This window comes from Shewanella sp. 10N.286.45.A1 (assembly GCF_041470405.1).
Lineage (GTDB): Bacteria > Pseudomonadota > Gammaproteobacteria > Enterobacterales > Shewanellaceae > Shewanella.
This window is the reverse complement of the sequence record NZ_JBFRMK010000073.1, coordinates 1-24686: the sequence shown is the minus strand read 5'-3', so window position 1 is coordinate 24686 and position 24686 is coordinate 1. Positions and strand designations below refer to the sequence as shown.

The 24686-nt window shown below is 44.7% G+C and carries 23 protein-coding genes; 16 read left to right on the top strand and 7 right to left on the bottom strand.

Translation table 11 applies throughout. From position 1 onward, the window contains the following. Positions 1–28 precede the first annotated feature (28 nt). The 11 genes from modA to AB4238_RS06055 all read left to right on the top strand — a co-directional run bounded on the left by modA (position 29) and on the right by AB4238_RS06055 (position 9181). Positions 29–775 (top strand): molybdate ABC transporter substrate-binding protein, encoded by a 747-nt coding sequence (modA, locus tag AB4238_RS06105; RefSeq protein WP_372032276.1) that lies wholly within the window; start codon positions 29–31, stop codon positions 773–775. Next, positions 775–1455 carry a molybdate ABC transporter permease subunit gene (gene modB / locus AB4238_RS06100; protein ID WP_371994161.1) on the top strand — a complete coding sequence of 227 codons (681 nt, stop codon included), beginning with the start codon at positions 775–777 and terminating at the stop codon, positions 1453–1455. Before modA ends, modB begins: the two co-directional genes overlap by 1 nt. After that, on the top strand, positions 1436–2560 hold the full coding sequence (locus AB4238_RS06095) for an ABC transporter ATP-binding protein (RefSeq protein WP_372032236.1): 1125 nt from the start codon (positions 1436–1438) through the stop codon (positions 2558–2560). Before modB ends, AB4238_RS06095 begins: the two co-directional genes overlap by 20 nt. Before the next feature lie 99 nt (positions 2561–2659). Next, positions 2660–3010 (top strand): YgiW/YdeI family stress tolerance OB fold protein, encoded by a 351-nt coding sequence (locus AB4238_RS06090; RefSeq protein ID WP_372032234.1) that lies wholly within the window; start codon positions 2660–2662, stop codon positions 3008–3010. Positions 3011–3054: 44 nt separating this feature from the next. Next, positions 3055–3576 carry a hypothetical protein gene (locus AB4238_RS06085; protein ID WP_372032232.1) on the top strand — a complete coding sequence of 174 codons (522 nt, stop codon included), beginning with the start codon at positions 3055–3057 and terminating at the stop codon, positions 3574–3576. Positions 3577–3579: 3 nt separating this feature from the next. Then, complete coding sequence (locus AB4238_RS06080) at positions 3580–4257, top strand: response regulator transcription factor (protein ID WP_371994153.1); 678 nt, start codon at positions 3580–3582, stop codon at positions 4255–4257. Between the two features lie 49 nt (positions 4258–4306). Next, a complete protein-coding gene (locus tag AB4238_RS06075; RefSeq protein WP_372032274.1) occupies positions 4307–5563 on the top strand; it encodes a sensor histidine kinase in 1257 nt (418 codons plus the stop codon). Positions 5564–5614: 51 nt separating this feature from the next. Then, entirely contained in the window at positions 5615–6289 is a 675-nt protein-coding gene (locus tag AB4238_RS06070) for a TIGR01621 family pseudouridine synthase (RefSeq protein WP_372032231.1), read from the top strand. A 191-nt stretch (positions 6290–6480) separates the two neighbouring features. Next, the gene (gene coaD / locus AB4238_RS06065; RefSeq protein ID WP_372032229.1) at positions 6481–6963 is read left to right on the top strand and encodes a pantetheine-phosphate adenylyltransferase; all 483 of its coding nucleotides are present in this window, start codon (positions 6481–6483) and stop codon (positions 6961–6963) included. Between the two features lie 36 nt (positions 6964–6999). Continuing rightward, on the top strand, positions 7000–8484 hold the full coding sequence (locus AB4238_RS06060; RefSeq protein WP_372032272.1) for a capsule assembly Wzi family protein: 1485 nt from the start codon (positions 7000–7002) through the stop codon (positions 8482–8484). A 31-nt stretch (positions 8485–8515) separates the two neighbouring features. Further along, the gene (locus tag AB4238_RS06055; RefSeq protein WP_372032227.1) at positions 8516–9181 is read left to right on the top strand and encodes a TVP38/TMEM64 family protein; all 666 of its coding nucleotides are present in this window, start codon (positions 8516–8518) and stop codon (positions 9179–9181) included. Here the strand turns inward: AB4238_RS06055 and mutM are convergent. Beyond that, the gene (gene mutM, locus AB4238_RS06050) at positions 9178–9993 is read right to left on the bottom strand and encodes a bifunctional DNA-formamidopyrimidine glycosylase/DNA-(apurinic or apyrimidinic site) lyase (RefSeq protein WP_372032226.1); all 816 of its coding nucleotides are present in this window, start codon (positions 9991–9993) and stop codon (positions 9178–9180) included. The two genes, AB4238_RS06055 and mutM, sit on opposite strands and share 4 nt — an antisense overlap. Positions 9994–10038: 45 nt before the next feature. Then, entirely contained in the window at positions 10039–10491 is a 453-nt protein-coding gene (locus AB4238_RS06045; protein WP_372032225.1) for a hypothetical protein, read from the bottom strand. A 592-nt stretch (positions 10492–11083) separates the two neighbouring features. Between AB4238_RS06045 and AB4238_RS06040 the strand changes: the two genes are divergently transcribed. Next, positions 11084–11515, top strand: a complete 432-nt coding sequence (locus tag AB4238_RS06040; protein WP_372032271.1) for a GNAT family N-acetyltransferase — start codon at positions 11084–11086, stop codon at positions 11513–11515. 1128 nt (positions 11516–12643) lie between these two features. Here the strand turns inward: AB4238_RS06040 and AB4238_RS06035 are convergent. Together AB4238_RS06035 and AB4238_RS06030 are read right to left on the bottom strand one after the other, a co-directional pair. After that, on the bottom strand, positions 12644–13141 hold the full coding sequence (locus AB4238_RS06035) for a transposase (protein WP_372032224.1): 498 nt from the start codon (positions 13139–13141) through the stop codon (positions 12644–12646). 373 nt (positions 13142–13514) lie between these two features. Further along, positions 13515–14105, bottom strand: coding sequence for a transcriptional regulator (locus tag AB4238_RS06030; protein WP_372032222.1), 591 nt, complete (start codon positions 14103–14105; stop codon positions 13515–13517). 398 nt (positions 14106–14503) lie between these two features. On the opposite strand from AB4238_RS06030, the gene AB4238_RS06025 reads away from it, so the two are divergent. Continuing rightward, a complete protein-coding gene (locus AB4238_RS06025; protein ID WP_372032221.1) occupies positions 14504–16843 on the top strand; it encodes a Tex family protein in 2340 nt (779 codons plus the stop codon). 440 nt (positions 16844–17283) lie between these two features. Next, entirely contained in the window at positions 17284–19158 is a 1875-nt protein-coding gene (locus AB4238_RS06020) for an LTA synthase family protein (RefSeq protein WP_372032269.1), read from the top strand. Positions 19159–19160: 2 nt separating this feature from the next. Here the strand turns inward: AB4238_RS06020 and AB4238_RS06015 are convergent, their stop codons facing one another. Continuing rightward, the gene (locus tag AB4238_RS06015) at positions 19161–19649 is read right to left on the bottom strand and encodes a hypothetical protein (protein WP_372032219.1); all 489 of its coding nucleotides are present in this window, start codon (positions 19647–19649) and stop codon (positions 19161–19163) included. 69 nt (positions 19650–19718) lie between these two features. Further along, positions 19719–20504, bottom strand: a complete 786-nt coding sequence (gene bioH / locus AB4238_RS06010; RefSeq protein WP_372032217.1) for a pimeloyl-ACP methyl ester esterase BioH — start codon at positions 20502–20504, stop codon at positions 19719–19721. A gap of 87 nt (positions 20505–20591) precedes the next feature. On the opposite strand from bioH, the gene AB4238_RS06005 reads away from it, so the two are divergent. Further along, a complete protein-coding gene (locus AB4238_RS06005) occupies positions 20592–21275 on the top strand; it encodes a ComF family protein (RefSeq protein ID WP_372032216.1) in 684 nt (227 codons plus the stop codon). 14 nt (positions 21276–21289) lie between these two features. Here the strand turns inward: AB4238_RS06005 and AB4238_RS06000 are convergent, their stop codons facing one another. Beyond that, on the bottom strand, positions 21290–23830 hold the full coding sequence (locus tag AB4238_RS06000) for a M14 family zinc carboxypeptidase (RefSeq protein ID WP_372032215.1): 2541 nt from the start codon (positions 23828–23830) through the stop codon (positions 21290–21292). A 211-nt stretch (positions 23831–24041) separates the two neighbouring features. On the opposite strand from AB4238_RS06000, the gene nfuA reads away from it, so the two are divergent. After that, positions 24042–24620, top strand: a complete 579-nt coding sequence (gene nfuA, locus AB4238_RS05995) for a Fe-S biogenesis protein NfuA (RefSeq protein WP_020914794.1) — start codon at positions 24042–24044, stop codon at positions 24618–24620. The last annotated feature ends 66 nt before the right edge of the window (positions 24621–24686 follow it).

Below are 24686 nucleotides of genomic sequence, written 5' to 3'. Positions count from 1 at the left end.
GCTTAGGATTTTTTTGCTATCGGCTTTAATGCCGTTGATGTTGCTTAGTAAGCCAATTTTAGCGGCTGAAGATGTACCTGCTATCGCAGCAGCATCTAGTATTAAGTTTGCCTTAGATGATGTTGCGAAACAGTTCCAGCAAGATACTGGGGCTAGAGTGCGTATCACCTATGGCTCATCGGGTAATTTCGTTGCACAGATAAAGCACGGCGCGCCGTTTGAGCTATTTCTATCAGCCGATGAACGCTACACCAAGCAGCTTACAAGTGCTGGCCAAGCTAAAGGAGAAGGTGCTGTTTATGCCGTCGGCAAACTGGCCTTAGCGGCTCCTAAGAGTTCACCGCTTGAGTTAGATGAGCAACTCAATGGCGTGAAACAGTTAATTCAGCACCAGCAGCTTAAACGCTTTGCAATCGCCAATCCTGATCATGCACCCTACGGTGAACGCGCCGAAGAGGTACTGAAAAACCTAAACCTATGGCAAACCATTCAGCCACAGCTTATTTTTGGTGAGAACGTCTCCCAAGCGGCACAATTTGCGCTTAGTGGTTCGACCCAAGGGGGCTTAGTCGCGCTGTCGTTAGCATCTGCCGAACGCTTTAAAAGCCGCGCTAATTACGTTGTTATTCCGCAATCTCTATACACACCGCTTAAACAGCGTATGGTGTTGACGCTTAAGGCTGGTCAAACAGCAGAAGATTTCTATAACTATATTCAAACCGATAAAGCGCAGCATATCTTTGCTGAGTACGGTTTTGGCAAAGCGGATAACTAATGGATTGGGAAGCACTCTGGCTATCGATTAAACTCAGTACCGTGACCGTGGTGATTTTAGTGCCGATGGCGATATTGGCTGGACGGTTTTTGGCTTACCGCCAATTTCGCGGAAAATCATGGGTTGAAGCGTTGGTGATGGTGCCGCTCGTGTTGCCGCCTACAGTGATTGGCTATTACTTATTAGTCGGGCTAGGCAGTGAGTCTTGGTTAGGACAGATGTTAGAGCAGCTGCTGGGGCATCAATTGGTATTCCACTTTTCCGGGTTAGTCGTCGCCTCCATATTGGTTAATATTCCCTTTGCTATCCAACCTATTCAACGTGCCTTTGAAGCTGTGCCTGAGGATGTACGTGATGCTGCAGCCTGTTGTGGTATGAGTCGTTTAAAGGTGTTATTCAAAATTGAGTTACCTATGGTGTGGCCAGGTGTTTTGACGGCAATGGTGCTGTGTTTCTCTCATGTTTTAGGCGAGTTCGGCGTGGTGTTGATGATGGGCGGTAATATTGCCGGTGAAACCAAGACCATCGCAATTTCAATATACGATAGTGTGCAAGCCTTTGATTTTGCCAGTGCCGGCAATATGTCGCTAGTGCTGCTGCTATTTGCTATTACAGTGTTGGCTCTTACCACCAGTTTGTCACGACGAGTGGGAGGACAACATGTCTCAAGCCGTCGCTGATCTCTATTGCCGAATTAGGCAAACTGAACATATTAATCTTGACGCTGAATTCACCTGTAAAGCGGGTGAGGTGCTTGCCGTTGTTGGTCCGTCTGGTGGTGGCAAATCAACCTTGCTGCGCATGATAGCGGGCCTCAATAAGCCACAGTCCGGTGAAATTAGTTACGGCAATGAGAGTTGGTTCTGCAGCGATAAGTCTATTCAGCTTACTCCGCAGCAAAGGCATTTAGGTTATGTGCCACAACATTTTGGCCTGTTTCCGAATCTCACCGCTTTAGAGAATGTGATAGCCGCACTAGACCATATTCCTAAGTCTGAGCGTGCAGCAAGAGCCAAAGATTGGCTTGAACGCGTAAACCTACATGGCTTGCCCGATAGACTGCCTGCTAATCTTTCTGGTGGTCAGCGGCAGCGTGTAGCTTTAGCCCGTGCCTTGGCACGAGAGCCTTCAGTCCTGCTGCTTGATGAACCTTTCTCGGCTGTCGATAGAGAAACAAGAGAGCGCCTATATTTGGAGTTGGCGCGCTTAAAAGAGCAACTGGCTATTCCGGTGATTATGGTAACCCATGATCTTAATGAAGCGCTGCTACTAGCAGACAGCATGATTTTGATCAGCCAAGGAAAAATGCTTCAGCAAGGCTCACCAAGAGAGGTGTTGACAAGGCCGCGTGATGAAGCGGTTGCCAAGCAGATGGGGCTACGTAATATTTTTGATGCTCGGGTGATAGCGCAAGAGGAAGAGCGGCAGATCACTTGGCTAAAATTTGGTGAGCATCTTATTGCTAGCACCTATTTTGAAAGTTTAGATATCGGCACTAAAGTGCGCTGGGTTATCCCCAATCAGGGCGTTAGGTTTAATTCAATCAAGCAAGGCAGATTGTGTCGCAGTTTTAACAAACTCGATATTACCGTCGACTCGATGCTGGTAATGGGTGAGACGGTAAGAGTGTTAGCCAGTGTGGTCGGCGTAAAACATAAAATTAATGCTGAGGTGCCACTGCATCTAGCGAAAAAGCTGGAGCTTGTTGAAGGCTGCGAGACGACGGTAGCGTTGAAGTCTGAGTTGATCCATATCTTGGAGCTTCAAACTGAAACCGCAAGCTAGTTTTGGCAAAATGTATGATCAAAGTTTAATCTTTACGTCACCTTGCTGTTATGTGGTTTTTTATAATATGAACTCCTAATCTTGATGGGGAGTTACGCATTGAAGAAAACACTAACCGGCTCAATTATTTTATCTGCGGTATTAACCATGCCTGCAATGGCTGCTTATAATGGCCCAAGTGTTGCCCGTAATGCCTCGAGCGCCGCTGATGCTGCCAATGCTAAAGATGACACCCCCGTTGAATTAACAGGTTATCTAGTCCAAAATTTAGGTGATGAAAAATATCTATTTCGCGATGCAAGTGGTGATGTAGAAGTTGAAATTGATAATGCGTTGTGGCGTGAAATGGACGTCTCAAGTGACACTAAGGTTACTTTGATTGGTGAAGTTGACGATGAATGGCAAGGCATTGAAATAGAAATTGACAGTATGCGTCTGGTTTCTCAATAATTCTTTATAGAAAGTGGTTTAGCGTTTTAGTTTTCGGAGGAGCCATGGCTCGTTGGCTAGTTGGATTGTTATTAGTATCAGGTAGTGCATTTGCTGGACAAGGCTTGTATCCACTCATGTCGACCGGTGATTATCCATCACCGATAGAGATGATGCAGAAGCTCGAACAGTTGCACCCCGGCGTGATCTCTGAATTTGAAGCCGACCTCGACAATGGAGAGCTGGTTTATGAGTTTAAAGTTATCGATCCAGAAGCAAAAACGAAAATTGAATATGAATACCGTACGATAGATGGCAGCTTCAAGGAGCGTGATGTTGAACGCCTAAAAAATGGCGATAACGACGAGCTTGCTGGCATTTTGATGCTGAAAGAGAATGGCATCACATTTTCAGAGATGATTACCATTGTTTGTAAAGACAGCGGTGGTCATTTAGTTAAAGCTGAGGTCGATAACGACCTCGGTATAAGCTACATAGAGTTAGAAATTTTAGAGGTTGATGGTAAGCGTAAGTTAGCCTTCGACATGGAAAATAAGCAATTACTACCACTGCTCAAATGGGATTAAAGCATGAAAATACTCATGGTCGAAGACGACGCCACGACAGTTGAATATGTTGTAAAAGGATTTATAGAGCAGGGGCATAATATTGAAACGGCTACCGATGGTCATCAAGGATTATTGCTAGCAACCAGCATGAAGTATGACTTGATCATTTTAGACCGTATGTTACCGCAGCTTGATGGCCTTAAGTTACTCGCTGCACTGCGCGCCACTGGTAGCCAAACTCCAGTACTTATCTTATCGGCATTGAGTCATGTTGATGAGCGTGTCAAAGGCTTACGTGCAGGTGGCGATGACTACATGACTAAGCCATTTGCATTTTCAGAGCTATTAGTACGTGCTGAAAAACTGATGCAGCGCGGCGAATCTCAGCCAATGATGACGGACTTAAGTGTTGGCCCATTGTCGATTGAACTGTTAACTCGTAAGGTGACCCTTGATGGGCAAGAGATCTTACTGCAACCAAAAGAGTTTCAGCTACTGAAATATCTTATGGAGCATGAAAATCAAGTGATTAGCCGTACACTGCTATTTGAAGCTGTATGGGATTATCACTTTGATCCGCGCACCAATGTGATAGATGTGCATATTGCTAAGCTTAGACGCAAGTTCGAAGAGCTAGGTCATGGTGAGCTGATTGAAACTGTCCGAGGGGCAGGTTATCGCTTACGCCAAGGGCATTAAGCCCTATCAGAGTAGTGCGTGGCGCATTACTATTATTTTCTCTGCATTGGTGACCTTGATTATTGGCACCTTGCTACTAGGCATGTATCGCCAGTTGATTAATGAGCAAGAGTATCAACTCGACTTACACCTTGATGCAGAGAAGACCCGCTATCAACAGATGGCGCTAACGCTTGATAGACGCAGTTTTGCGACTCAAGTGCGCAGTGCCGATCCAAAAGTCGCCCTCATTGTATGGCGCAACTCCCTCGATCTTATTGGCTCTTTGAGCATGATCCCGAAAGACATGCCGATGCTACCTGCTAAGCGGGAATTTCCGGTCTTTACTGGTGGACCAGATAAGATACATATTCTGACTGGCGGCATGGTGATGACTCGCTATGGGCCAGTATTAATCGCGACTCGGGTCGACCAGCTCGGCACGCTAATTGATAAATTTACCAATGCCGCGATCACTGCGTTGATGCTAACCGTGGTGCTCACATTAGCGCTAGGTTATCTGTTTTCAAAGGCCATTTTACGAAGGTTAGTGCAATATAACCGCTTAAGTGAACAGATAGAGCAGGGGCAATATTCAACTCGATTACCGGTCAGTTGGCGTCAAGATGAATTCGATATGTTGGCGCAGCAATTTAACCGAGTACTAGACACCTTAGAAAAGAACCTCGCCGCTGTGCGCGGAGTTACCGATAATATTGCCCATGATCTGCGTACGCCACTGTCTCACCTGCGTATTGGTTTGGAGCAGTTACCAGATAAGCCTCAAGAGGAGCTGGCCGAAGGCTGCGCGATTATTACCGAAGAGCTAGATCACTGTTTGGCAACGTTCGACGCTATGCTGTCATTGACGCGTATTGAAGAGGGACAACAGACCTTAGAACTACAATCATTAAGCTTGCAGAATATCAGCCGAGACCTGTTTGAGATGGCTGAGGCGATGGCGGAGTTTAACGGCCAGTCGCTTAAGTTGATGACCGGTGAAGAGTTTAAGGTGAGTGGTGATAAGTACCTGTTGTTTCAAGCGCTATTTAATTTGGTGGATAACGCCATTAAATACTCCGGCGAAGGCGCTGAGATTGTTATTTCGCAGAATCGTAATGTGATATCAATTCAGGATAATGGCCCAGGGATCCCTGTTGGTTCTCGCGATAAAGTATTTGAGCGGCTAGTGCGCTTAGACCCAAGCAGACACCACAAAGGTACAGGCTTAGGTTTATCGATGGTGAAGGCGATTCTGTCACGGCATAATGCTAAAATAGCCTTAATGGACAACGAGCCGGGGCTAAAAGTACTGATTACTTTTTGATACCCGAGTATCTTGGTTGTTAAATTGCTCATGCCTGTTTGTGGAATCATTATGTACCAAATCATTGCCGATGAAGCTGATTTTATCGTTATTTGTAAGTCAGCTAATATCCATTTTCACAGTCAAGATGGCTCAGCGGGTGTGGTTGCCCAAGCAGAGCTTGATCTCGGGATTAAGTTATATTCAGTGCACAGGTTAGACACTATGACCTCCGGTTTACTGATCCTTGCAAAATCATCGGCTGCCGCGGCGGAATTTACTCGTCAATTTAGCGAGCATAAGGTTCAAAAGTACTATTTAGCGTTGGCAAAAGGCAAACCTAAAAAGAAACAAGGTTGGGTAGTTGGTGATATGGCTAAATCTCGGCGCAGTATGCATAAGTTACTGCGCAGCATGGATAACCCCGCTAAAACGCAATTTTTCTCTCATTCAGTCGGCGATGGCATACGCCTCTATCTGCTCAAACCATTAACCGGTAAAACCCATCAACTGCGAGTAGCATTAGCCAGTATCGGCGTTCCTATTTTAGGCGATGAACTTTATGGTGGTGATGCGTCTGACAGAGGTTATCTGCATGCTTATAGCTTAAATTTCAGCTATAAAGCGCAAGCTTATCAATACAGCGTTGCCCCACCATCAGGCGTTGCTTTTAACAGCCCCGCGGTAATTGAGCAACTCCAGCAGTGGCAAACCCCTGAGCAGTTAACTTGGCCTAAGGTCAAGTAGCTGCAAGTTTGTTGATAACCTCGCTTAAGGAATATCTAAGCTTCTGCATTCACAATCTAGCCGATAGCGCGTAAGATAGTCGCCTTAAAATACCGTTGTTTTAGAGTCCATTAAACTGTCACTGAATTCTGTATCTTCAGGTAGAACGGGTATAACTAACATCATTTTTATTTAAACATGAGTAGATAATTGTGCATACACGAGCCATATATCCAGGAACATTTGATCCCGTTACTAATGGTCACGCCGATCTGATTGAACGTGCGGCTAAATTATTTAAGCATGTGGTTATTGGCATTGCGCTTAATCCATCCAAGAAACCACGCTTTACCCTAGATGAACGGGTCGAACTGCTTAAGACCGTCACTGCTCATTTAGACAATGTAGAGGTGGTTGGTTTTAGCGGACTGCTGGTGGATTTTGCTAAAGAGCAGCAAGCTAGCGTGTTAGTTCGAGGCCTACGAGCTGTTTCAGATTTTGAATATGAGTTTCAACTAGCCAATATGAATCGCCGTCTTAGCCCAGATTTAGAAAGCGTATTTTTAACGCCAGCAGAAGAGAACTCTTTTATCTCTTCCACCTTGGTGAAAGAGGTAGCTCATCATGGTGGTGACATCAGTCAGTTTGTCCATATTAAAGTCGCTAATGCACTAATGAAGAAAGAACAGGGTTAAGCAGTAAATATGAGAAAATACGCATCATCACTCGGTATGAAGTCATTCAGTATTAAGGTGTTGGCACTTTTGAGTTTATGTTGCTCGGCGATGTTAAGTGCAGCGCCATGGGTCGACACCTCAGATATCTATTTGCGAGCCGACATTCAAGCATTGGCAGACGCTGGTGTGATTACCGTACCTGTAAATACCTACCCGTTAATGTGGTCTGGAATCGGTGCTGATTTGGCCAAAGCGGAGCCTTCAACACTGTCGGCCGCATTAGTAGATGCTTATGCTCGAGTTAATTTTAACTACCGTAATGCAGTTGAGAACCGTGGCAATACCCGTATTAAGCTTGCTGCTGCAAGTGATGCTGCAAGATTTCAACACTTTGGTTCTGACTACCGTGAGCAAGGTGAGCTCAATGCTTCTTATGAATACTTAGGTGATAGGTTTGCCTACAAGGTATCAGCTTCGGCTAATTATGATCCTGCAGATGACAAAGAGTTTCGTTTTGATGATTCCTATCTCGCGATGGCGATGGGAAATTGGATGGTGACGCTCGGTGCTGTCGAGCAGTGGTGGGGGCCTGGATTTGACTCTGCACTACATAAATCAAACAACGCCAGACCTATGCCATCACTAATGTTAAGCCGCAATAATGCCCAAGCGTTCGAGACACCTTGGTTGTCTTGGATTGGTCCGTGGAATTTTACTGCAGGCGTTAGCATGATGGAGGAGGAACGGGCGGTTCCTAATACACTATTGTGGAATTTACGCGGTTCTATCCGTCCATTTAGGCAGTTAGAGATTGGCGTATCTTGGACCACGCAATTTTGTGGTGATGGCCAAGAGTGTTCATTTGAAAGTGCCTTTAAATCGATTACCGGCCAGAAAGACTGCCGCTATGAAGAGGAGCTCGGCGGTTGCACCAACTATGGTAATCAGATGGCCGGCTATGATATCCGCTTTAGCGATACTTGGTACAACGTGCCGTTTGGCCTTTACTACGAGAGAACTTGTGAAGATTCTAAAGGCAGCATGCCATGGGATATTGTTGATTGTGGCTCGATGTTTGGTGCCGACACCCGTTTTAACTTAGATGGTCAGCAGTATAAGCTATTCTTCGAATACACCGACACCATGGTTTTTTGCGGTGAAGATGCTAATGCCTTTAACTGTTTTTATGAGCACTCAACCTATCAAAGTGGTTCACGCTATTACGGCCGCTCTCTCGGTAGCACTTATGACAGCGACGCCAATGTCTATGTATTGGGCTTAATCGGCCAGTACGCCAATAGCAAAGGCTTTACCTCATTGCTACGTTACGCTCAGCTGAATAAAGATGGTAAGACACCTAGTACACCATGGGCTCCACAGCCACCCAAAGAAGACTTGCTGATGTTAGAGTTGAGTTATCGCATGCCTATGTGGCAGGGGATGATGAGTGTTGGTGGCACAGTGTCGCAATCTGAGTTTGAAACCGAAGAAAATGATACTGATGCGACAGTATTTGGTACTTATGAATACCGCTTCTAGCCGCTCTTTTTTCGCTTCACAGAGATAAAAAGTGAACATTAAGCAGTTTGTTAGGCTTGTTGGGCTGCTGTTCATCGCTATATTGGTGGCGGTTGCAGTTCAACAAGGTTTCTTTCAACGCTTGAGTGATAGTCAATGGGTGGCTGATTATGTGGCCCAGAATGGCTCTCGAGCGGTGGCAGAGTTGGTATTGATGGGGGCTTTCTTTTCCTGCATTGGCGGTCCAAGGCAAGTATTAGCCTTTGTATTTGGTTACGCTCTTGGTGGAGTCCAAGGGGCTATTTTTGCTACAGTGGCCGCACTTCTTGGCTGCATTATCCTATTTTTCTTTTCCCGCTTTGTATTTCGCGAACAGATTAAGCGTCGCTTTGCACAAAAGCTGGCGCGGCTCGAAGCGCTGATTATTCACAAAACTTGGCTTAAAGCCTTAATGATCCGTCTGTTACCTTTGGGTAGCAATTACATCACCAACCTGCTTGCAGGAACCACCTGTGTCAGCCCGTGGCAGTTTTTTGTTGGCAGTGGTGTGGGCTTTCTGCCGCAGATGTTCATTTTTAGTTTTGCGGGTGCAGGCGTGAGCTTGAGCGACGAGCATCACCTGCTGGTGAGCATTGTGCTGTTTGCCATCGCGTTAGCGATAGGGATCTATCTTTACCGCACTCGATTAGGCAAACAGCTTACAAAGACAGATGATTAGCGCGGTTGGCAGATGCTGCAAAACACGGTTGCGCGTTGACCCAGCTTTATTTCACTGAGTAATTGACCACAATGGGTACAGGTTTCACCTCCCCGACCGTAGACATGCAGTTTTTGCGCAAAGTAACCGGGTTTGCCCTCAGCGTTGGTAAAATCTTTTAAGGTGGTTCCGCCTTGTTTAATTGCACGGGCAAGGATCTGTTTCACCTCAGCAACTAAAATGGTAATGCGCTCCGCATCGACTTTACCCGCCTCTGCTTGTGGATGAATACCCGCTGCAAATAGAGCCTCATTAGCATAGATATTACCGACCCCAACTACGATGTGATTGTCCATCAAGCACAGCTTTATCGCTTTTTTCTTATTGGCCAAAGCATCTAATAAATAACTGCTATTGAACGAGTCTTCTAACGGTTCTGGGCCAAGTTTTGAGAGTAATGGGTGGGCTTGTTCTGGCAATTCATTCCAAAGCCAAGCACCAAAACGTCGTGGATCGTTGTAACGTAGAATTTTGCCGCTGGCGAGTACCAAATCGATGTGGTCATGTTTCTCAACTGGACTGTTCACTGGCAAGATCCGCAAACTACCTGACATGCCTAAATGGACAATCGTCGTACCTGCATCAGTATCTATCAGTAGGTATTTGGCACGGCGACGTACAGCTCGAATCGTTTGGCCTATTATCTGTTTCGTTATGTCTGGCACAGGCCAGCGCAGTGAGGGGTTACGGATAATTAAATCCGTCACAGTGTTATCAATTAAATAAGGAGAAACTCCTTGCTTGGTGACTTCAACTTCGGGGAGTTCCGGCATTATTTAATCTCTTATCAATTTACGCAGTTGGCTACAGAATAGGGTTTAGTTAACTTTGGCTCGAATAATAGGTGTAAGTTGTTCTCGTAAGCTGGCGGGAATGAGGTACCAGTTACCTGCAGGTGATTTTAATAAGCCTTGCTCGCTAAATAGCATCCATACTTGCGCTGATTCAATATCGGCTATTTGGATCACAAGTTCAGCGGGTTCGCCTGCGGTTTCAGGTTGTTCGACTAAGGCTGAAATGTGCACTTCATTCCATGCATTAGCCCATTCTAGGCAGTTGAGCACTTCCTCACTACATTGCCAACCGGACTGGCGTTTTTGCAGCCAGTAATTACCCAGTTGCAGTTGAGAAAGCGGCGCAGATTGATCGAAAAGAGCTTGTGTTTGCATGGTTGGCTGGTGACGATTGTCTTCCACTACAGTGAGTACTGAGATCATTAAGATCGATGCCAGTATGATAATGGTATTCCACTTTTTTCGGGAAAAAGCCATAGGGATATAATTCAAAAGGTTACTTAAGTATCAAGTGTATCTGCAAGTTGGGGGAACCACAAATTTGCTGTGCGGTGGTGATTTCTTGAACATCAGCCTTAGCCTGACCTTTAAGTTAGACTTCGTCTAACAACTAAATCAATCAAGCTCCGCTTGATAAAGGTCGTGAGCTTCCAGCTCACACTCGGCCAAAAGGGGATCAACAGCAATCCCCTCTTGGATCACCCCTGCCGCCCCTAACGAAGTTGTTGATCCTTATACTTATGGATAAATCACTAACGCTTCCGATGGGGCATCCTGCCCCGCGAAAGCTAACCCGACTTCCTTGTCGGCTTTACGTGATTTATTCCAACACACTTCGGAAACTTCGATGGGGAACTGGTGTTTTCTGTGATTTGTGAGTGGATGTTGAGTTTTCTCTTTCTATTGTTAACGTTGAGCTCATTGAAGTTACTAGTGCTTGATTCCAGTAATAGATAGTAAGGTGACCAATAAAGCTAGAGCATATACTGAAGGTAGATCTATTGGTGTTGCTGGCATAAAATACACTGGCGGCTGCACATCAATTTCAGTCAACTATCGATACAAAACTATGATTGTAGAAAATGTGCTTCCTGAATATTACGCAGAAATGCTTGCTGTTTGGGAAAACTCAGTCCGAGCCACTCATGATGTTATAACAGAAGAAGATATTGAGTTTTTTAAACCAATAATTATCGAACAGGCCTTTCCTGCAGTAACACTGCGGTGCATTAAAAGCGAAAGCGGTTCAATCCTTGGATTTGTCGGTGTTCACGATGCCAAGGTTGAGATGCTATTTGTTTTAAATGAAGCTAGAGGCTTAGGCGTTGGTACAGTGTTATTGCAATATGCCATCGAGCAATTAGCCGCTGCCAAGGTTGATGTTAATGGGCTGAACCCACTTGCGGTAGGTTTCTATCAGCATATGGGTTTTAAAGTTGTTTCGCGCTCACCACTTGATGATATGGGTAAATCATTTCCAATTCTGCATATGGAGTTATAGGCTCGATACATTGTAGCCATATTTGTTAGAAGAAACGCCCAAAGCTAATAACTTTGGGCGTTTCCGCATCTGGTGTTGGGAATATCATTGACCATGATATTTGGGCATCCATGCCTCGCTCACGCAATTTTTCTTCAATGACTTCGACAACGCCGATGGGGGGAACTGGTGCCTTCTGTATTTCTTGAGTGGATGTCGATTTCACTCTTTCTATGGCTAACGCAGAGACTGAAATATTATGACTTTCTAAGTCAGTATAGGTTCGGCTAACTATAACCTTTTATTTTCATGGGTTTTGGATGGAATAGTATCAGAAGGCTGTTAATTCTAATTTTTCCTAGAGTAACTGCTAGGAGCTTTTACTCCTTAAGCAAAAACTGATTTTATTCAACATTAAAAGGATTTAGATATGTCAGACCATTATATCCACTTTATAAATGAATTAAGCGACGGCAGTAATGTGTATTTAGAAATGCAACATGACTTGGTAAAACGTTCTTACTGGACTTCGTCTGTAAGTAATGGGCAAGAGGTTAATTATAAGCCTTACTATCAATCGTACGACTATACGGTTGCTGTATATAAGTCCGAAAATGGAACTGAAGGAGCACTGATTGGAAAATACCAATATGCTTGCTGTAAAAAGCACAGCGTGTATGTAACATTAGCTGGCACAGTCGATTCCCCGACGTTCTCACATAGGGGGTAAAGTCGTGAGTTTCTAGCTCACACTCGGCCAAGAGGGGGTTGCTGTCTACCCCCTCTTGGCCATTTATTTTATAAAGAGTCCGTGCCGCCCCAGACGAAGTTGTCTTCCTCGTATTTATTCAAAATAGCCTAACGCTTCCGGTTGGACGTTTGCCGTATATGGATTTACAAATACTGTGCTGGAGTTTATACACGAGAAAGAGCGTGTGGGCATCAAGGTGCTTTTATTCAGCGCAATTAGGCAACGTAGCTGGGATATGGATTAGTTACTTTATATCAATGGGTTACGCTGACGTGTTGAGCGAAAACTAGTCACTTACAAATAAGATAAAGGGGTCAGATAAGATAAAGGTAAGATAAAGGGGTCAGAGCCCATTAGCTTTGCCCATTAGCTTTGCGCTCTGTTTTTATGCTTTAGTTTTATTTGTTTTTTATTGGATGCCCGGGTGCTAAGTGGCCGAATCTGACATTTAAATTGGCTTCAATGTCGGCTTTGAACTTATCGCTACCTAAAGGGTAATTATGGTTGGTGCAGTTGCGGATACTGTGAATTTCCTCTGTTGGTAAGGCGGTATTAAAGAGTTCACGGTAACGATATTGACGGGTTTCCGGAGTATCTCCAAGAGCCTGATAAATCGGGGGTGGCGTCAGGCAAGCAATATTTTTGCCCATCGCATTCGCTTGATAGCTAGACCATGCGTATTCGCTGGGGTGCCGAACCATGTTTGCTCTGATTGGATTGAGCTCGATATAGCGTTGGCAGGTCATGAAGTAGACTTCGCTATCGATAAGGCAAGCTTTATGGTGCGCCTCCCAAAGGGTGCCTGTACGCTTATAAAGTCGGTTTATGGTGCTGACATAAGCGCGTCCGACGCTCTGCATGACTTGTGAAATGCCCTCACTAGTAGCTGGAGTCATAAGCAGATGAACGTGGTTTGTCATTAGCACGTAGGCATGCAGTTGCACATTGTATTGTATTGAATTAATGCCTGAGTCAGTGCATTAATGTAGATTTTATAGTCGTCATTATTGAAAAAGCATGCGGCGCGATTATTGCCTCGCTGAATGATATGGCAGGTAATATTAGGGGCATAAAAACGAGGCTTTCTGGGCATATCCTATCTTGGATAATAAGTTTGGAAGCTAAGTATAGACGATAGCCATTAAAGGGCTCTGACCCCTTGACCCCTTTGTTTCCCTTTTTGTTGCCTTTGTTTCCCTTCTATCTTGGATAATAAGTTTGGAAGCTAAGTATAGACGATAGCCATTAAAGGGCTCTGACCCCTTTGTTTCAAAATACCGGATAGGAGTAACTGCTATCATCACCTAAACGGATTGGAAATGTTTGCGTTTTCTCACGCAGCATCAATTGATCGACCGCGCCTTGCTCTGCTGCAATATAGACAAATGAATCACCTTGATGCGACTGTGTAGGCATGATGTTTATCGCCTTGTCGTGAGTGAGACGCTGAATATTAGCTGGCGCCAGCTGTTGCTTATCATGCTGAAGGTAGCGCCAGTCAAAGATAAACACAGAGGCTATCACTAGGTAGGCGGGCCATCGCATTACGCCGATAACTTGACGTTCCTCGTTGGCAACAGTCGCTTGGATTAGCGCTGGCTCGTTTTGCAGCGTAATTTGCTGCTCAGTGGTAAGCGCATTAAGCACCGTGACATCAGCAACTAACTTGTAACCGACTTTACGAATAGTAGCGATATATTCAGGGTTACTGGCATTATCTTTAAATAGCCGTCGTAACGAAGACATTACTCTGTTCAGTGCATCTTCGGTGACCACTTGTTTGGGCCAAAACTCATCAAACAACACTTGTCTGCTGACAGTTTCTCCGGGTCTTGATGCTAGGTATTGCAATACCATCATCGCCTTAGGTTATACCAACACTTTTTCATCGCCTAGCCACGCAAGATTTCGTTGGCAATCAATTTGCCAAGCGTTAATCGAAAAGTAATCGGGTAGGTTATCGGTCATTAGTTTGATTTTTTTGTTGGTTTTATCAGCAGTATAAGGGAGTTAAAGCAAGGGTACTAATAGAAACTAAGCAGCAAGAGTAATGGTCAAGTTTAACCATTAAGTCAGTGTTTATTGCTGATTTCTTTTAAGTATCAATGACAGTGTGCTGTTGCTGGCGAACTATTTTCAATCAATTAAATTAGCAAATTCCATTTTTTAGCGTTAAAAGCGCGCGTGACGACATTAAAATTACTGCTTAGCTGTGGTATCTTGAGCGCAATATTATCTATTTGGCATCACTTCACTTTATGCAAAACATTGCACAGCTTATTGCTGAAGAATTAAACGTCCGTCTTCAGCAAGTTAACGATACGATTTCATTACTGGATGACGGTGCAACAGTACCGTTTATTGCTCGCTACCGTAAAGAAGCGACGGGTGGACTTGATGATGCGCAGCTGCGTACATTGAACAGTCGTCTTAGTTGCTTACGTGATCTTAATGAGCGTCGTAACGTGATTTTATCGAGCATCGAAGCCCAGAGTAAATTAACCCCTGAGCTCAAAGCTGCGATAAATGCCGCTGATAGTAAAACTCGTCTAGAAGATCTCTACCTGCCTTATAAGCCTAAGCGTCGTACTAAAGGCTTAATCGCCATTGAAGCGGGTATTGAGCCATTAGCCGATTTTTTACTTGCTAATCGCAATGCTGATTGTGAAGCAAAGGCAGCTGAATTTATCAATGCTGCAGCGGGCTTTACCGATAGCAAGTCAGTATTAGATGGCGCGCGCTTTATCTTAATGGAGCGTTTTGCTGAAGATGCTGAGTTACTGCAAAAGATCCGTACTCACGTTAAGCAAAATGCTGTACTTGAAAGCCGTATGGCTAAAGGTAAAGAGAAAGAGGGTGCCAAATTTAGAGATTACTTTGAGCACTCTGAAAAGCTAACTAAGGTGCCATCGCATCGCGCCCTCGCAATGCTGCGCGGTCGAAACGAAGGTATGTTGAGCTTAAGTATCAATGCTGATCCAGCCAAAGAAGCGAAGCAAGCTAGCTACTGTGAGGTGATCATTGCTGAACACTTCAAACTGGCGCTGAACGACGGTGCCGTTGACCAATGGTTAAAGACGGTTGTTAGCGCCACTTGGCGAGTAAAAATTGCACTGCAGATGGAAACTGAGTTCTTTGGCCGTATGCGTGAGAGCGCAGAAAGCGAAGCGATTAATGTGTTTGCGCGTAACTTAGGCGACCTGCTAATGGCAGCTCCTGCGGGTGCTAAAGCGACACTGGGTTTAGATCCTGGTCTGCGAAGCGGCGTTAAAGTAGCAATTGTAAATAACACCGGCAAGCTAGTGGCACACACCACTATCTTCCCTCATGCTCCACAAAAGCAATGGGATAAGTCAGTTAGAACCTTGGCCAATTTGGCTAAAATGCATAAAGTTGAGCTGATTGCGGTTGGTAATGGCACTGCATCGCGTGAAACAGACAAGTTAGCCGCTGAATTGATCACCATGGTAAAAGCAGAGCTGCCTAGTTTGACCAAAGTGATGGTCAGTGAAGCGGGCGCATCTGTGTATTCGGCTTCTGAACTTGCCTCTGAAGAGTTCCCTGATATTGATGTGTCTATTCGCGGTGCGGTATCGATTGCACGCCGTTTACAAGACCCGTTGGCCGAATTAGTAAAAATTGAACCTAAAGCGATTGGTGTTGGCCAGTATCAACATGATGTTAGCCAAAGCATGCTTTCTACCTCGCTTGAAGCTGTGGTTGAAGATTGTGTGAATGGTGTGGGTGTTGATGTGAATATGGCATCAGCTGCACTGCTGGCACAGGTGGCTGGGCTTAATAAAACCTTAGCGCGAAATATTGTGACTCACCGTGATGAACAGGGACGATTTGCCAACCGTAAATCACTGCTTAAGGTTGCGCGTTTAGGGCCAAAAGCCTATGAGCAAGCTGCTGGATTTTTGCGGATCAGCGATGCGGAAAACCCATTAGATGCATCATCTGTTCACCCTGAGGCCTATTCTCTGGTTGAGGCTATTGCTAGTGCAAAGCAACAATCAGTTGCCAGCTTAGTCGGTAATAGCGAACTGTTAACCAGTATCGACGCTAAAGACTTTATCACCAGTGATTTTGGCCTGCCAACGGTGACCGATATTTTGGCGGAGCTTGATAAGCCTGGACGCGATCCTCGTGGCGAATTTAAAACGGCGACCTTTAAAGAGGGGGTCGAGCAGATAGGCGACCTTAAACCTGACATGATCTTAGAAGGTGTGGTCACTAATGTGACTAATTTTGGTGCGTTTGTTGATGTAGGCGTACATCAAGATGGGTTAGTACACATCTCTTCGATGACTGAGAAGTTTATCGATGATCCGCATAAAGTGGCTAAAGCCGGTGATATTGTCAAAGTTAAAGTGATGGAAGTGGATGCTGAAAGGCGTCGTATTGGTCTGAGCATGCGCTTGACTGATAAAGCCGGCGAGGCACCGAAAACAGCGCCACGGCCTTCAAATAATGCCACTAAGCATAAAGGGGCTAAACCGCAGTCTCAGTCACACAGTAAAGCTAAGCCAAAACAACCTGCAAATGCAGCGATGGGTAATGCTTTTGCTGATGCGTTTGCCAAACTGAAAAAGTAACCCACAAATTATCAGTCATAAGCCCCAACAGATGTGATATCTGTTGGGGCTTTTTTGTGCTCAATTTATGTGTGCTTTCCTCGTTTTATTATGCTCTTCGTTCATTCACTTACCCCAAAACCGCTAAACTTTTGCTGAGTGAGTAAATCTTTATTGTGGTTGGTATAGGTTAATGAGGTCAAAAATGTGCGCTATGTTAGTTAAAACGACTGTAACTGAGCGATAAGGTTTAAATAGCTTGAATATAACCTGGTAAAGGATATGTTATATCCCGCTTTGATTTTGAAACTTATTAGTGACATGGAGGTCTGAACTAATTGGAAAACGCTTCATAGAAAGCGCTCACAGAATAAATTAGGATTACCATTTTGACTCGTTCACATACTTTAGGGCCGTTTCGCCCCATTATAATCTTTGCCGCTATCTCGTTAGTGATCATTATGCTCAGTCGATTAGGTTTGGCGATTTGGCAGTTTGAGCGTGTTGATGTAGCTGCTGGTTGGTCACATTTATTGCTACAGGGCTTACGTGTCGATTTTGCGACTATGTGTTGGCTTTGGGGCGCCGCAGCGCTCGGTACCGCTATTTTTTCTGGCGAGCACTTGATTGGTCAAATCTGGAACAAAATATTACGTGTTTGGCTGACGCTTGGCCTGCTCACTTTAGTCTTCCTTGAGATATCAACACCTTCATTTATTGCTGAATATGGTGTTAGACCGAACAGGTTATATGTCGAATACTTAATTTACCCTAAAGAAGTGTTTTCAATGCTGTGGGCGGGTAGAAAGTTTGAGTTGATTTTATCTGCACTTATTAGTGGTGCTGTAATTTTTGGTGGTTGGAAGCTAAGTGGTTACCTAATAAGCCAAAAGCAAACCTATCCTCGTTGGTATTGGCGTCCTGTATTAGGCGTGCTAGTGATAGTTATCGCGCTTTTAGGTGCGCGTTCAAGCCTGGGACATCGTCCACTTAACCCTTCTCTGGTCGCCTTTTCGAGCGATCCGCTAGTCAACTCATTAGTGACTAACTCTGCTTACTCTTTAGTGTTTGCTATAAAACAAATGGGCAATGAAGCCGATGCTGCAAAGATATACGGCAAACTGCCTAAAGAGGACGTGGTTAATATTATTCGTCGTGAAAGCGGCAGACCACTCACTGACTTTTTGTCAGATGAGTATCCGAGTATTTCTAAGAACACCGCCAGTTATCAAGGCAAACCAAAGAACTTGGTGATTATTTTACAAGAGAGCCTTGGCGCAAGGTTTGTAGGCAGTTTAGGCGGTTTACCATTAACGCCTAACATTGATGAGCTCTCGAAAGAGGCGTGGGCGTTTGAACGCATGTATGCCACTGGTACTCGCTCTGTGCGTGGAATTGAGGCCGTAGTGACAGGCTTTACTCCTACTCCAGCGCGTTCAGTGGTAAAGCTAGGTCGCAGCCAAACTGGTTTCTTTACCTTAGCGTCGCTATTAAAGGAACATGGCTACCGCAATCAGTTTATTTATGGCGGTGAAAGCCACTTCGATAATATGCGCAGCTTTTTCTTAGGCAATGGCTTTACCGATATCATTGATGAGTCTGATTACGTTAATCCCAATTTTGTCGGCTCTTGGGGTGCTTCAGATGAAGATCTTATGTATCGTGCAAATGATGAATTTGAGCGACTTCATAAAGAGGGTCAGCCTTTCTTCAGCTTAGTATTTAGCTCGAGTAATCACGATCCATTTGAGTTCCCTGATGATCGAATTGAACTGTATGAACAGCCAAAACAGACACGTAATAATGCTGCTAAGTATGCAGATTATGCTGTAGGTGAATTCTTTAAAAAAGCTAAGCAGTCAGATTACTGGAAAGATACTATCTTTGTAGTTGTAGCGGATCACGACAGCCGAGTAGGCGGTGCTGAGTTAGTTCCTATTTCCAGATTCCGTATTCCGGGTTTGATTTTAGGTGAAGGGATAGAACCAAAACTGGATAGTCGTGTAACCAGCCAAATAGATTTAGGGCCGACTGTACTCTCTTTAATGGGCGTGAGTGACAACTATCCGATGTTGGGTCGCGACTTGACCAAAACTCCAGATGACTGGCCTGGTCGTGCGTTAATGCAGTACGATAAAAACTTGGCTTATCTGCGTGGTGATGATGTGGTTATCTTGCAACCAGAACACCCTGCAACTGGCTTTGTTTATGACCCTGTGGCTGAAAAATTACGTCCGAGTCCACAATCAGATGAGATGAAAAAGACTGCATTGGGTTGGGCATTATGGGGCAGTATGGCTTACCAGAAAGGACTTTATAGCGACCAGAAGTTGTAGCTTTATACAGTGGTAAGCATGTCGGGCTCAGATTTTGGCTGAGTCCGAGTTTGATAAAATGCCTCTATATGTGCACCAAAGGCGCGGTAGAACTGTAACGTTTCATTCGGTAAATGTTTACTCTCTGCCGTTGCTTGTTTCTCTGCGGGCTGATTTGGTAGCTTGATGTCACTGCGCTTTAATGGTGAGCGGTAACTAAATAGCTGTTTTAAATCCAGTGCTGGGGGGCGCTTTTGTTGCTCCTGCTGAGATTGTTCCTGTTGTGACCCGCCTTGCTGCTTGTCCTGTACTGAACCACGCAACTTTGCCTGTGCTTGAGCTTGTTCGGCTGTACGTTCATTTTGCGGGTTAAAGGCGCGTTCCTCATGACCTTTACTGGCTTGTGGTGGCGGCAATACCGGTGGACGCTGTTGGTTATCCGTGCGCGCAGAGTCAGTCGCTACATTAGAGGTAGAGATGGGCACATTAGGATAATTGGTAACAACCAGCATAGACAATTCCATTTCAAGTCATGGTTAAATGTTAACCAATATTGACTTAATAATAAAGCTGTTTTGCTATTAAGAGTGTTGATTTGTTGTACTTTTAAGCCACTCTTGCACGCAGGTAACAAACTCATCTGTATGGCTGATAAAAGGCGCATGAGAAGCTTTTACCAGTATAGTGTCTTGAGTATTTTCCATCACCGGCATCAGCTTTATTACCTTGCGGGGAACCAGCCCGTCAAGCTTGCCCCATATCCTCAGCCAAGGTTGCTTTATTGTCGAAACTTGCCCTCTTAAATCAACATTCGCCAGCATCGCGAGCCCCTGTTCGAGTGCATCAAACTTTGCTTGCGGCTTAGCTAACACCCACTCTCGTAGTTGCTTAATATCGCCTTTGGCGGTTTGGCTGCCCATAGCTTGGATGGCAAGAAAACGCTCAATGGTTTTATTGAGGTCTAGCTGTAACTGGCTAGCAAACTGCTCCAATACACTCGGCGAGATCCCCGGCCAAGACTCCTCTTCACGCGCCATAAAACAGGGCGATGAGGCAATGGTGCATAAGCGTCTGACGTGCTGTGGGTATTTAATTGCCGCTAATGAGGCAATTAACCCTCCTAGTGACCAACCGATCCAAATAGCGGGTTGCGGTACGTTGGCAATGATAGCTGCAAGCCAGTCGTCTATTTCACCGTTAACGATTGGGCTATCACCAAAACCGGGCAGATCGACAAAGTGAAACCTATACTCAGGTAACATGTCAGGCAAAGCGTTAAATACAGCGCTATTGACGCCCCAGCCATGTAGCACCACAACATCGATACCTTGACCAACAGATTTGACATGTAACTTAGTTTGACTCACAGATTTATCCTGTTGTTTTGATCATAACGTGTATGAAAAAGGAATTTCATTATTACTCAATCTACCTTGCTGCGAAGGCTCGCGGCTATGTTACCCAATCGCTGCTTAATGTGCCATCAACAGATTTTATCGAATCAAACGGGTATCTGTGCTGTTTGTTTAGACGCCTCTATTTATAACGTTCCCGTTTGCCTAGGCTGCGGTAAAGAGATGCCTTTACTGGCTGAGTATTGTGGAGGATGTCAGCGAAAAAATAGCTTAAAGGTCATTGCGGCTTGCCGTTATCATGATGGTCTTGGGCATTGGGTTGGACAGATAAAGTATCAGGCTCAATTTGCGATAATAGAGGTGATGGTTGATGCACTCATTAGGCGGTTACATTTTTTAGTTGAGCAAGGTTTTGTTAAAATGCCACAAGCAATTATTGCCGTGCCATTACACCCGCAGCGCCTAAGAAATCGGGGCTTTAACCAAGCTTGGTTGATTGCAAAAACACTGTCGACTAAGTTACAGCTGCCGCTGCTTGATGGTGTGATCATTAGGCAAGCAAACACTTTGCCTCAGGCTGGGTTATCGGGTGCTATGCGTCGAAAAAATCTGCTCGATGCCTTTAGCTTAACTGCTGATATTACTCAGCAGCGAGTCGCCATCGTCGATGATGTGGTCACCACTGGCACCACGGTTTCAGAAATCTCCAGTTTGTTATCTAAGCAATATATCGATGCGCAAGTCTGGTGCCTCGCAAGAGCTGAGGCGCCAGGACTCAATTAAAAAAGTGGCAAAGGTTAATGAAGCACAGGTATAAAATAGAGCGCATTGGCGTAAAGTTTTTCTGAGCCGAGCCAGATATTCCTAAACAATAGGTTATCAGTCAATGCAACGACTGCCCCTTTACCTCTGGACTCAACGACAATCGCTGGTGAATTAGCAAAACTGCTCTGATATTCTTGCGCCATATAGCCGCTTAATAGTGGCTGTGATGAATAGCTTGCTGCGACGCTAAAGTCGTTAGTTGCTTGTGCAAATCCAAGCGCTTTGTTTTTCATAACCGCTAAACGATTGCCGGTAATACCAAAGTTCATTGGGTGGCTCTTGTCCAGTTTCAACTCCACAATTGCGCCACCAATCTCTTGTCTGGCACTAAAGGAGGATTTTTTATCGAAAGTAAGGCCTGCACCATTAAAGAGCTGTTTATAAAAGCGCTCCCCCCTAAGGCTAGTTTTGAGAAAGTTAGCTTTATTGAGCCAAGCGAGTGCACCTTTTTGAGCGATGACTATGCCACCATCAGCGGTAAAAGGAGCTAACTTACGAGCGAACTTCTCATCCAGGCCACTGTAACTGCCGCCAGCCAGAATAATATGGCTGTAGTTACTGAGTTTGATGGCGCTGAGGTTATTAATATCGACTAAGGTTGTCGGCACGTTAAGTTGTGAGTCCATGTAATACCAAATCTGACCGACTTCGGGTATAGAGGTCCCTTTACCGCTAATAATCAGTGGCTTGATTGGGCGGATAACTTTAAAGTCTGGGCTGCCTAAATCGATTCCAGTCACTGAACTGCTCGAATTGGTAGCGGTTATTTCTAGTTGCATCTCTTGGCTGAGTTTAAGCAGCATTTTATTTAAATCATTGGCGGAATGACCATCTTGTTTTAAGGGGATTTGTAACGTGCCAGCAGGGAAGTCTAGTTGGCTATTATTACTTTTTATTGTAAATGGTTTAGCGGCAAATTTGACCTGAACACCATGACTAAGCAATTGCTGTAATGCCGGTGCGGCTTGGTTTTGACGCCAATCAATTAATATAGCAACAGCCTTAGGTGACCATTTCGGTTGCTTAAACTGTGGTGCCGTTTGACTCAATACACTGAGTTCGAGTTTGACATTTTGCCGTACGGTTAGGTTTAAAGCGTGTTGCAAATTCCAGGTCGAAACATCATAAAAAGTGGGATCGTTAAATTCAGTTCTATTATCAAATAGCGCTGTTAATAATGAACTCTGGGCTTGGTGATCGGGTACGAAGATACTGCTATCGACATCAAATGACCCACCGCCTTGGGTCAGTGGATTGGTCAGGTAGTAATACTCTATATGATGCTGTGATAACAGAGCCGTTAGCTGCTTAATACGTTGATTATCATTGGCTGTAGAGATCAAACGTCCAGACTGACGCGGTTTCTTTTTCTTGGGTTTTTGGTGCTTATTGCTGAAGAACTCAGTTTGGTAATCTTGCAGCTCCGACTTGAGGGCTAATGCACCTTTTAAGCTTGAAATAGAGGTTGCGTACTGATTATCTATCGCTTCATTAAAACGAACAATACCATTGCTTGAATCCTGCTGTTGACCGCGAGCACTAGCCTGTTCAAACAATACGCCGATAGCGCCATTGATATCGGGGTAGGTTGAGCCTTTGCCATAAAAAAAGTCATCAAATAACTGACGGCTAAAATAACTCTGTTTTTTATCATCTAATGCCGCTTGATGATAGGCGGCTAGCTTTATGGTCAACTTTTGATTTGCTGCTGGTGTTAGCGGGTGAGTGCGCTCAGGTACACCGGGTTGGAAAAAGTAAGTTTGGTTGTGGCCCATCTCGTGAAAATCGCCTACATAGTGGGGTTGCCAACGGTGAAAGAGTGCGACTCGTCCTTGAGACTCAGGGTGTCTGAGAAACAACCAATCTCGATTTAAGTCTGCCAGATAATGGTTACTTCTGCCGCTTGGCCAGCCTTGTTTATGTTCCTTATGGTTTGGATCGCTGACAACGACTTTGCCAGCATAACCATTCGCCCAAGTTGAAAACCTATCCATGCCATCAGGATTTTGGCTTGGGGTGATCAGTACCACTGCATTTTCCAGTAGATTAGTAACCCATTTATCTTCACTCGTTGCCAGCATGTGGCTTAGTTTTAGTGCTGCATGGGCACCACAGGCCTCATCACCATGTATTGAATAGGCCAGCCAAATAATTATTGGGCCAGACTGTTCGCCAAGATACTTAACTTGCTGCCGTTGTTTTAGTATTTCATCTAGTTGTTGTTGATTATTGGCTGAGGTAATGACAGCTGTAAGTTGCTGACGCCCTTCATGGCTAATACCAGTATTCTCTAATGATACTCTTGGGTTCTGCTGTGCTATCTCTTTTAGGTAGTAGTTGACTTGATCATGACGGAGTAAGTATTGCCCAAGTGGGTAGCCAAGAAACTCTTCAGGACTAGTCGTGGTGACTCCATAGAGTGGATTATCAGTCAGTCGGGTCTTCTTTGCCTCTGCGGAAACAGAGAGCAACATCAAAAAAACGAATACAAAGGTAACAGCAGTTTTCAGCATCGAAATGTTCATTATATTTATAATATTACGCTTAAATTAGCAGCTCAGCGGCGACAAAACCATAAGCAACCGAGATAAAAAATTGTGATCAAAATAGCGATAATTCTCTTTGTGTGACCATTAAGGGCTACAAAGCGCGACTCAGTAGGAGTATTATAGGGTTAATTCTTACTAAAACACTCAGGTTTATTCCTGACGGAGCTATGTTTTCATGATTACCATTTCCGAAACAGCTCAGGCGCATTTTGTTAATTTGTTATCAGATCAGCCTGAAGGAACTCACATTCGAGTATTTGTTATCAGCCCTGGCACAGCGCAGGCTGAGTGTGGTGTTTCTTACTGTCCACCAGATGCTGTTGAAGCAGATGACACAGAACTAGAGTTTAATGGCTTTAATGCCATGGTTGACGAGAAGAGCGCTCCTTTTCTTGAAGAAGCCACCATTGATTTTGTTACTGACCAGTTAGGTTCACAGCTAACGCTTAAAGCGCCTAATGCTAAGATGCGTAAAGTCTCTGGTGATGCACCATTGGTTGAGCGTATTGAGTATGTGATCCAGTCTGAGATCAACCCACAGCTAGCAAGCCATGGTGGTAACATCATGCTGGTAGAAATTACTGAAGATGGCATTGCTGTTCTGCAGTTTGGTGGTGGTTGTAATGGTTGTTCTATGGTTGATGTGACCCTAAAAGATGGCATTGAAAAGCAGTTGCTTGATATGTTCCCTGGTGAATTGACAGGCGTTAAAGACGTTACTGAGCACCAGCATGGTGATCACTCTTACCAGTAATAGCAATCAGTAACGTTATGATTGAATTTAAAACGCGACCATTGGTCGTAATGCCGGTCAGTTAAG

Coding starts and splice junctions, on each gene's coding strand:
- modA (WP_372032276.1), top strand. CDS start 29: ATGCCGTTGATGTTGCTTAGTAAGCCAATTTTAGCGGCTGAAGATGTA.
- modB (WP_371994161.1), top strand. CDS start 775: ATGGATTGGGAAGCACTCTGGCTATCGATTAAACTCAGTACCGTGACC.
- AB4238_RS06095 (WP_372032236.1), top strand. CDS start 1,436: ATGTCTCAAGCCGTCGCTGATCTCTATTGCCGAATTAGGCAAACTGAA.
- AB4238_RS06085 (WP_372032232.1), top strand. CDS start 3,055: ATGGCTCGTTGGCTAGTTGGATTGTTATTAGTATCAGGTAGTGCATTT.
- AB4238_RS06080 (WP_371994153.1), top strand. CDS start 3,580: ATGAAAATACTCATGGTCGAAGACGACGCCACGACAGTTGAATATGTT.
- AB4238_RS06070 (WP_372032231.1), top strand. CDS start 5,615: ATGTACCAAATCATTGCCGATGAAGCTGATTTTATCGTTATTTGTAAG.
- AB4238_RS06060 (WP_372032272.1), top strand. CDS start 7,000: ATGAAGTCATTCAGTATTAAGGTGTTGGCACTTTTGAGTTTATGTTGC.
- mutM (WP_372032226.1), bottom strand. CDS start 9,993: ATGCCGGAACTCCCCGAAGTTGAAGTCACCAAGCAAGGAGTTTCTCCT.
- AB4238_RS06045 (WP_372032225.1), bottom strand. CDS start 10,491: ATGGCTTTTTCCCGAAAAAAGTGGAATACCATTATCATACTGGCATCG.
- AB4238_RS06040 (WP_372032271.1), top strand. CDS start 11,084: ATGATTGTAGAAAATGTGCTTCCTGAATATTACGCAGAAATGCTTGCT.
- AB4238_RS06035 (WP_372032224.1), bottom strand. CDS start 13,141: ATGACTCCAGCTACTAGTGAGGGCATTTCACAAGTCATGCAGAGCGTC.
- AB4238_RS06030 (WP_372032222.1), bottom strand. CDS start 14,105: ATGATGGTATTGCAATACCTAGCATCAAGACCCGGAGAAACTGTCAGC.
- AB4238_RS06025 (WP_372032221.1), top strand. CDS start 14,504: ATGCAAAACATTGCACAGCTTATTGCTGAAGAATTAAACGTCCGTCTT.
- AB4238_RS06020 (WP_372032269.1), top strand. CDS start 17,284: ATGCTCAGTCGATTAGGTTTGGCGATTTGGCAGTTTGAGCGTGTTGAT.
- AB4238_RS06015 (WP_372032219.1), bottom strand. CDS start 19,649: ATGCTGGTTGTTACCAATTATCCTAATGTGCCCATCTCTACCTCTAAT.
- AB4238_RS06005 (WP_372032216.1), top strand. CDS start 20,592: ATGTTACCCAATCGCTGCTTAATGTGCCATCAACAGATTTTATCGAAT.
- AB4238_RS06000 (WP_372032215.1), bottom strand. CDS start 23,830: ATGCTGAAAACTGCTGTTACCTTTGTATTCGTTTTTTTGATGTTGCTC.
- nfuA (WP_020914794.1), top strand. CDS start 24,042: ATGATTACCATTTCCGAAACAGCTCAGGCGCATTTTGTTAATTTGTTA.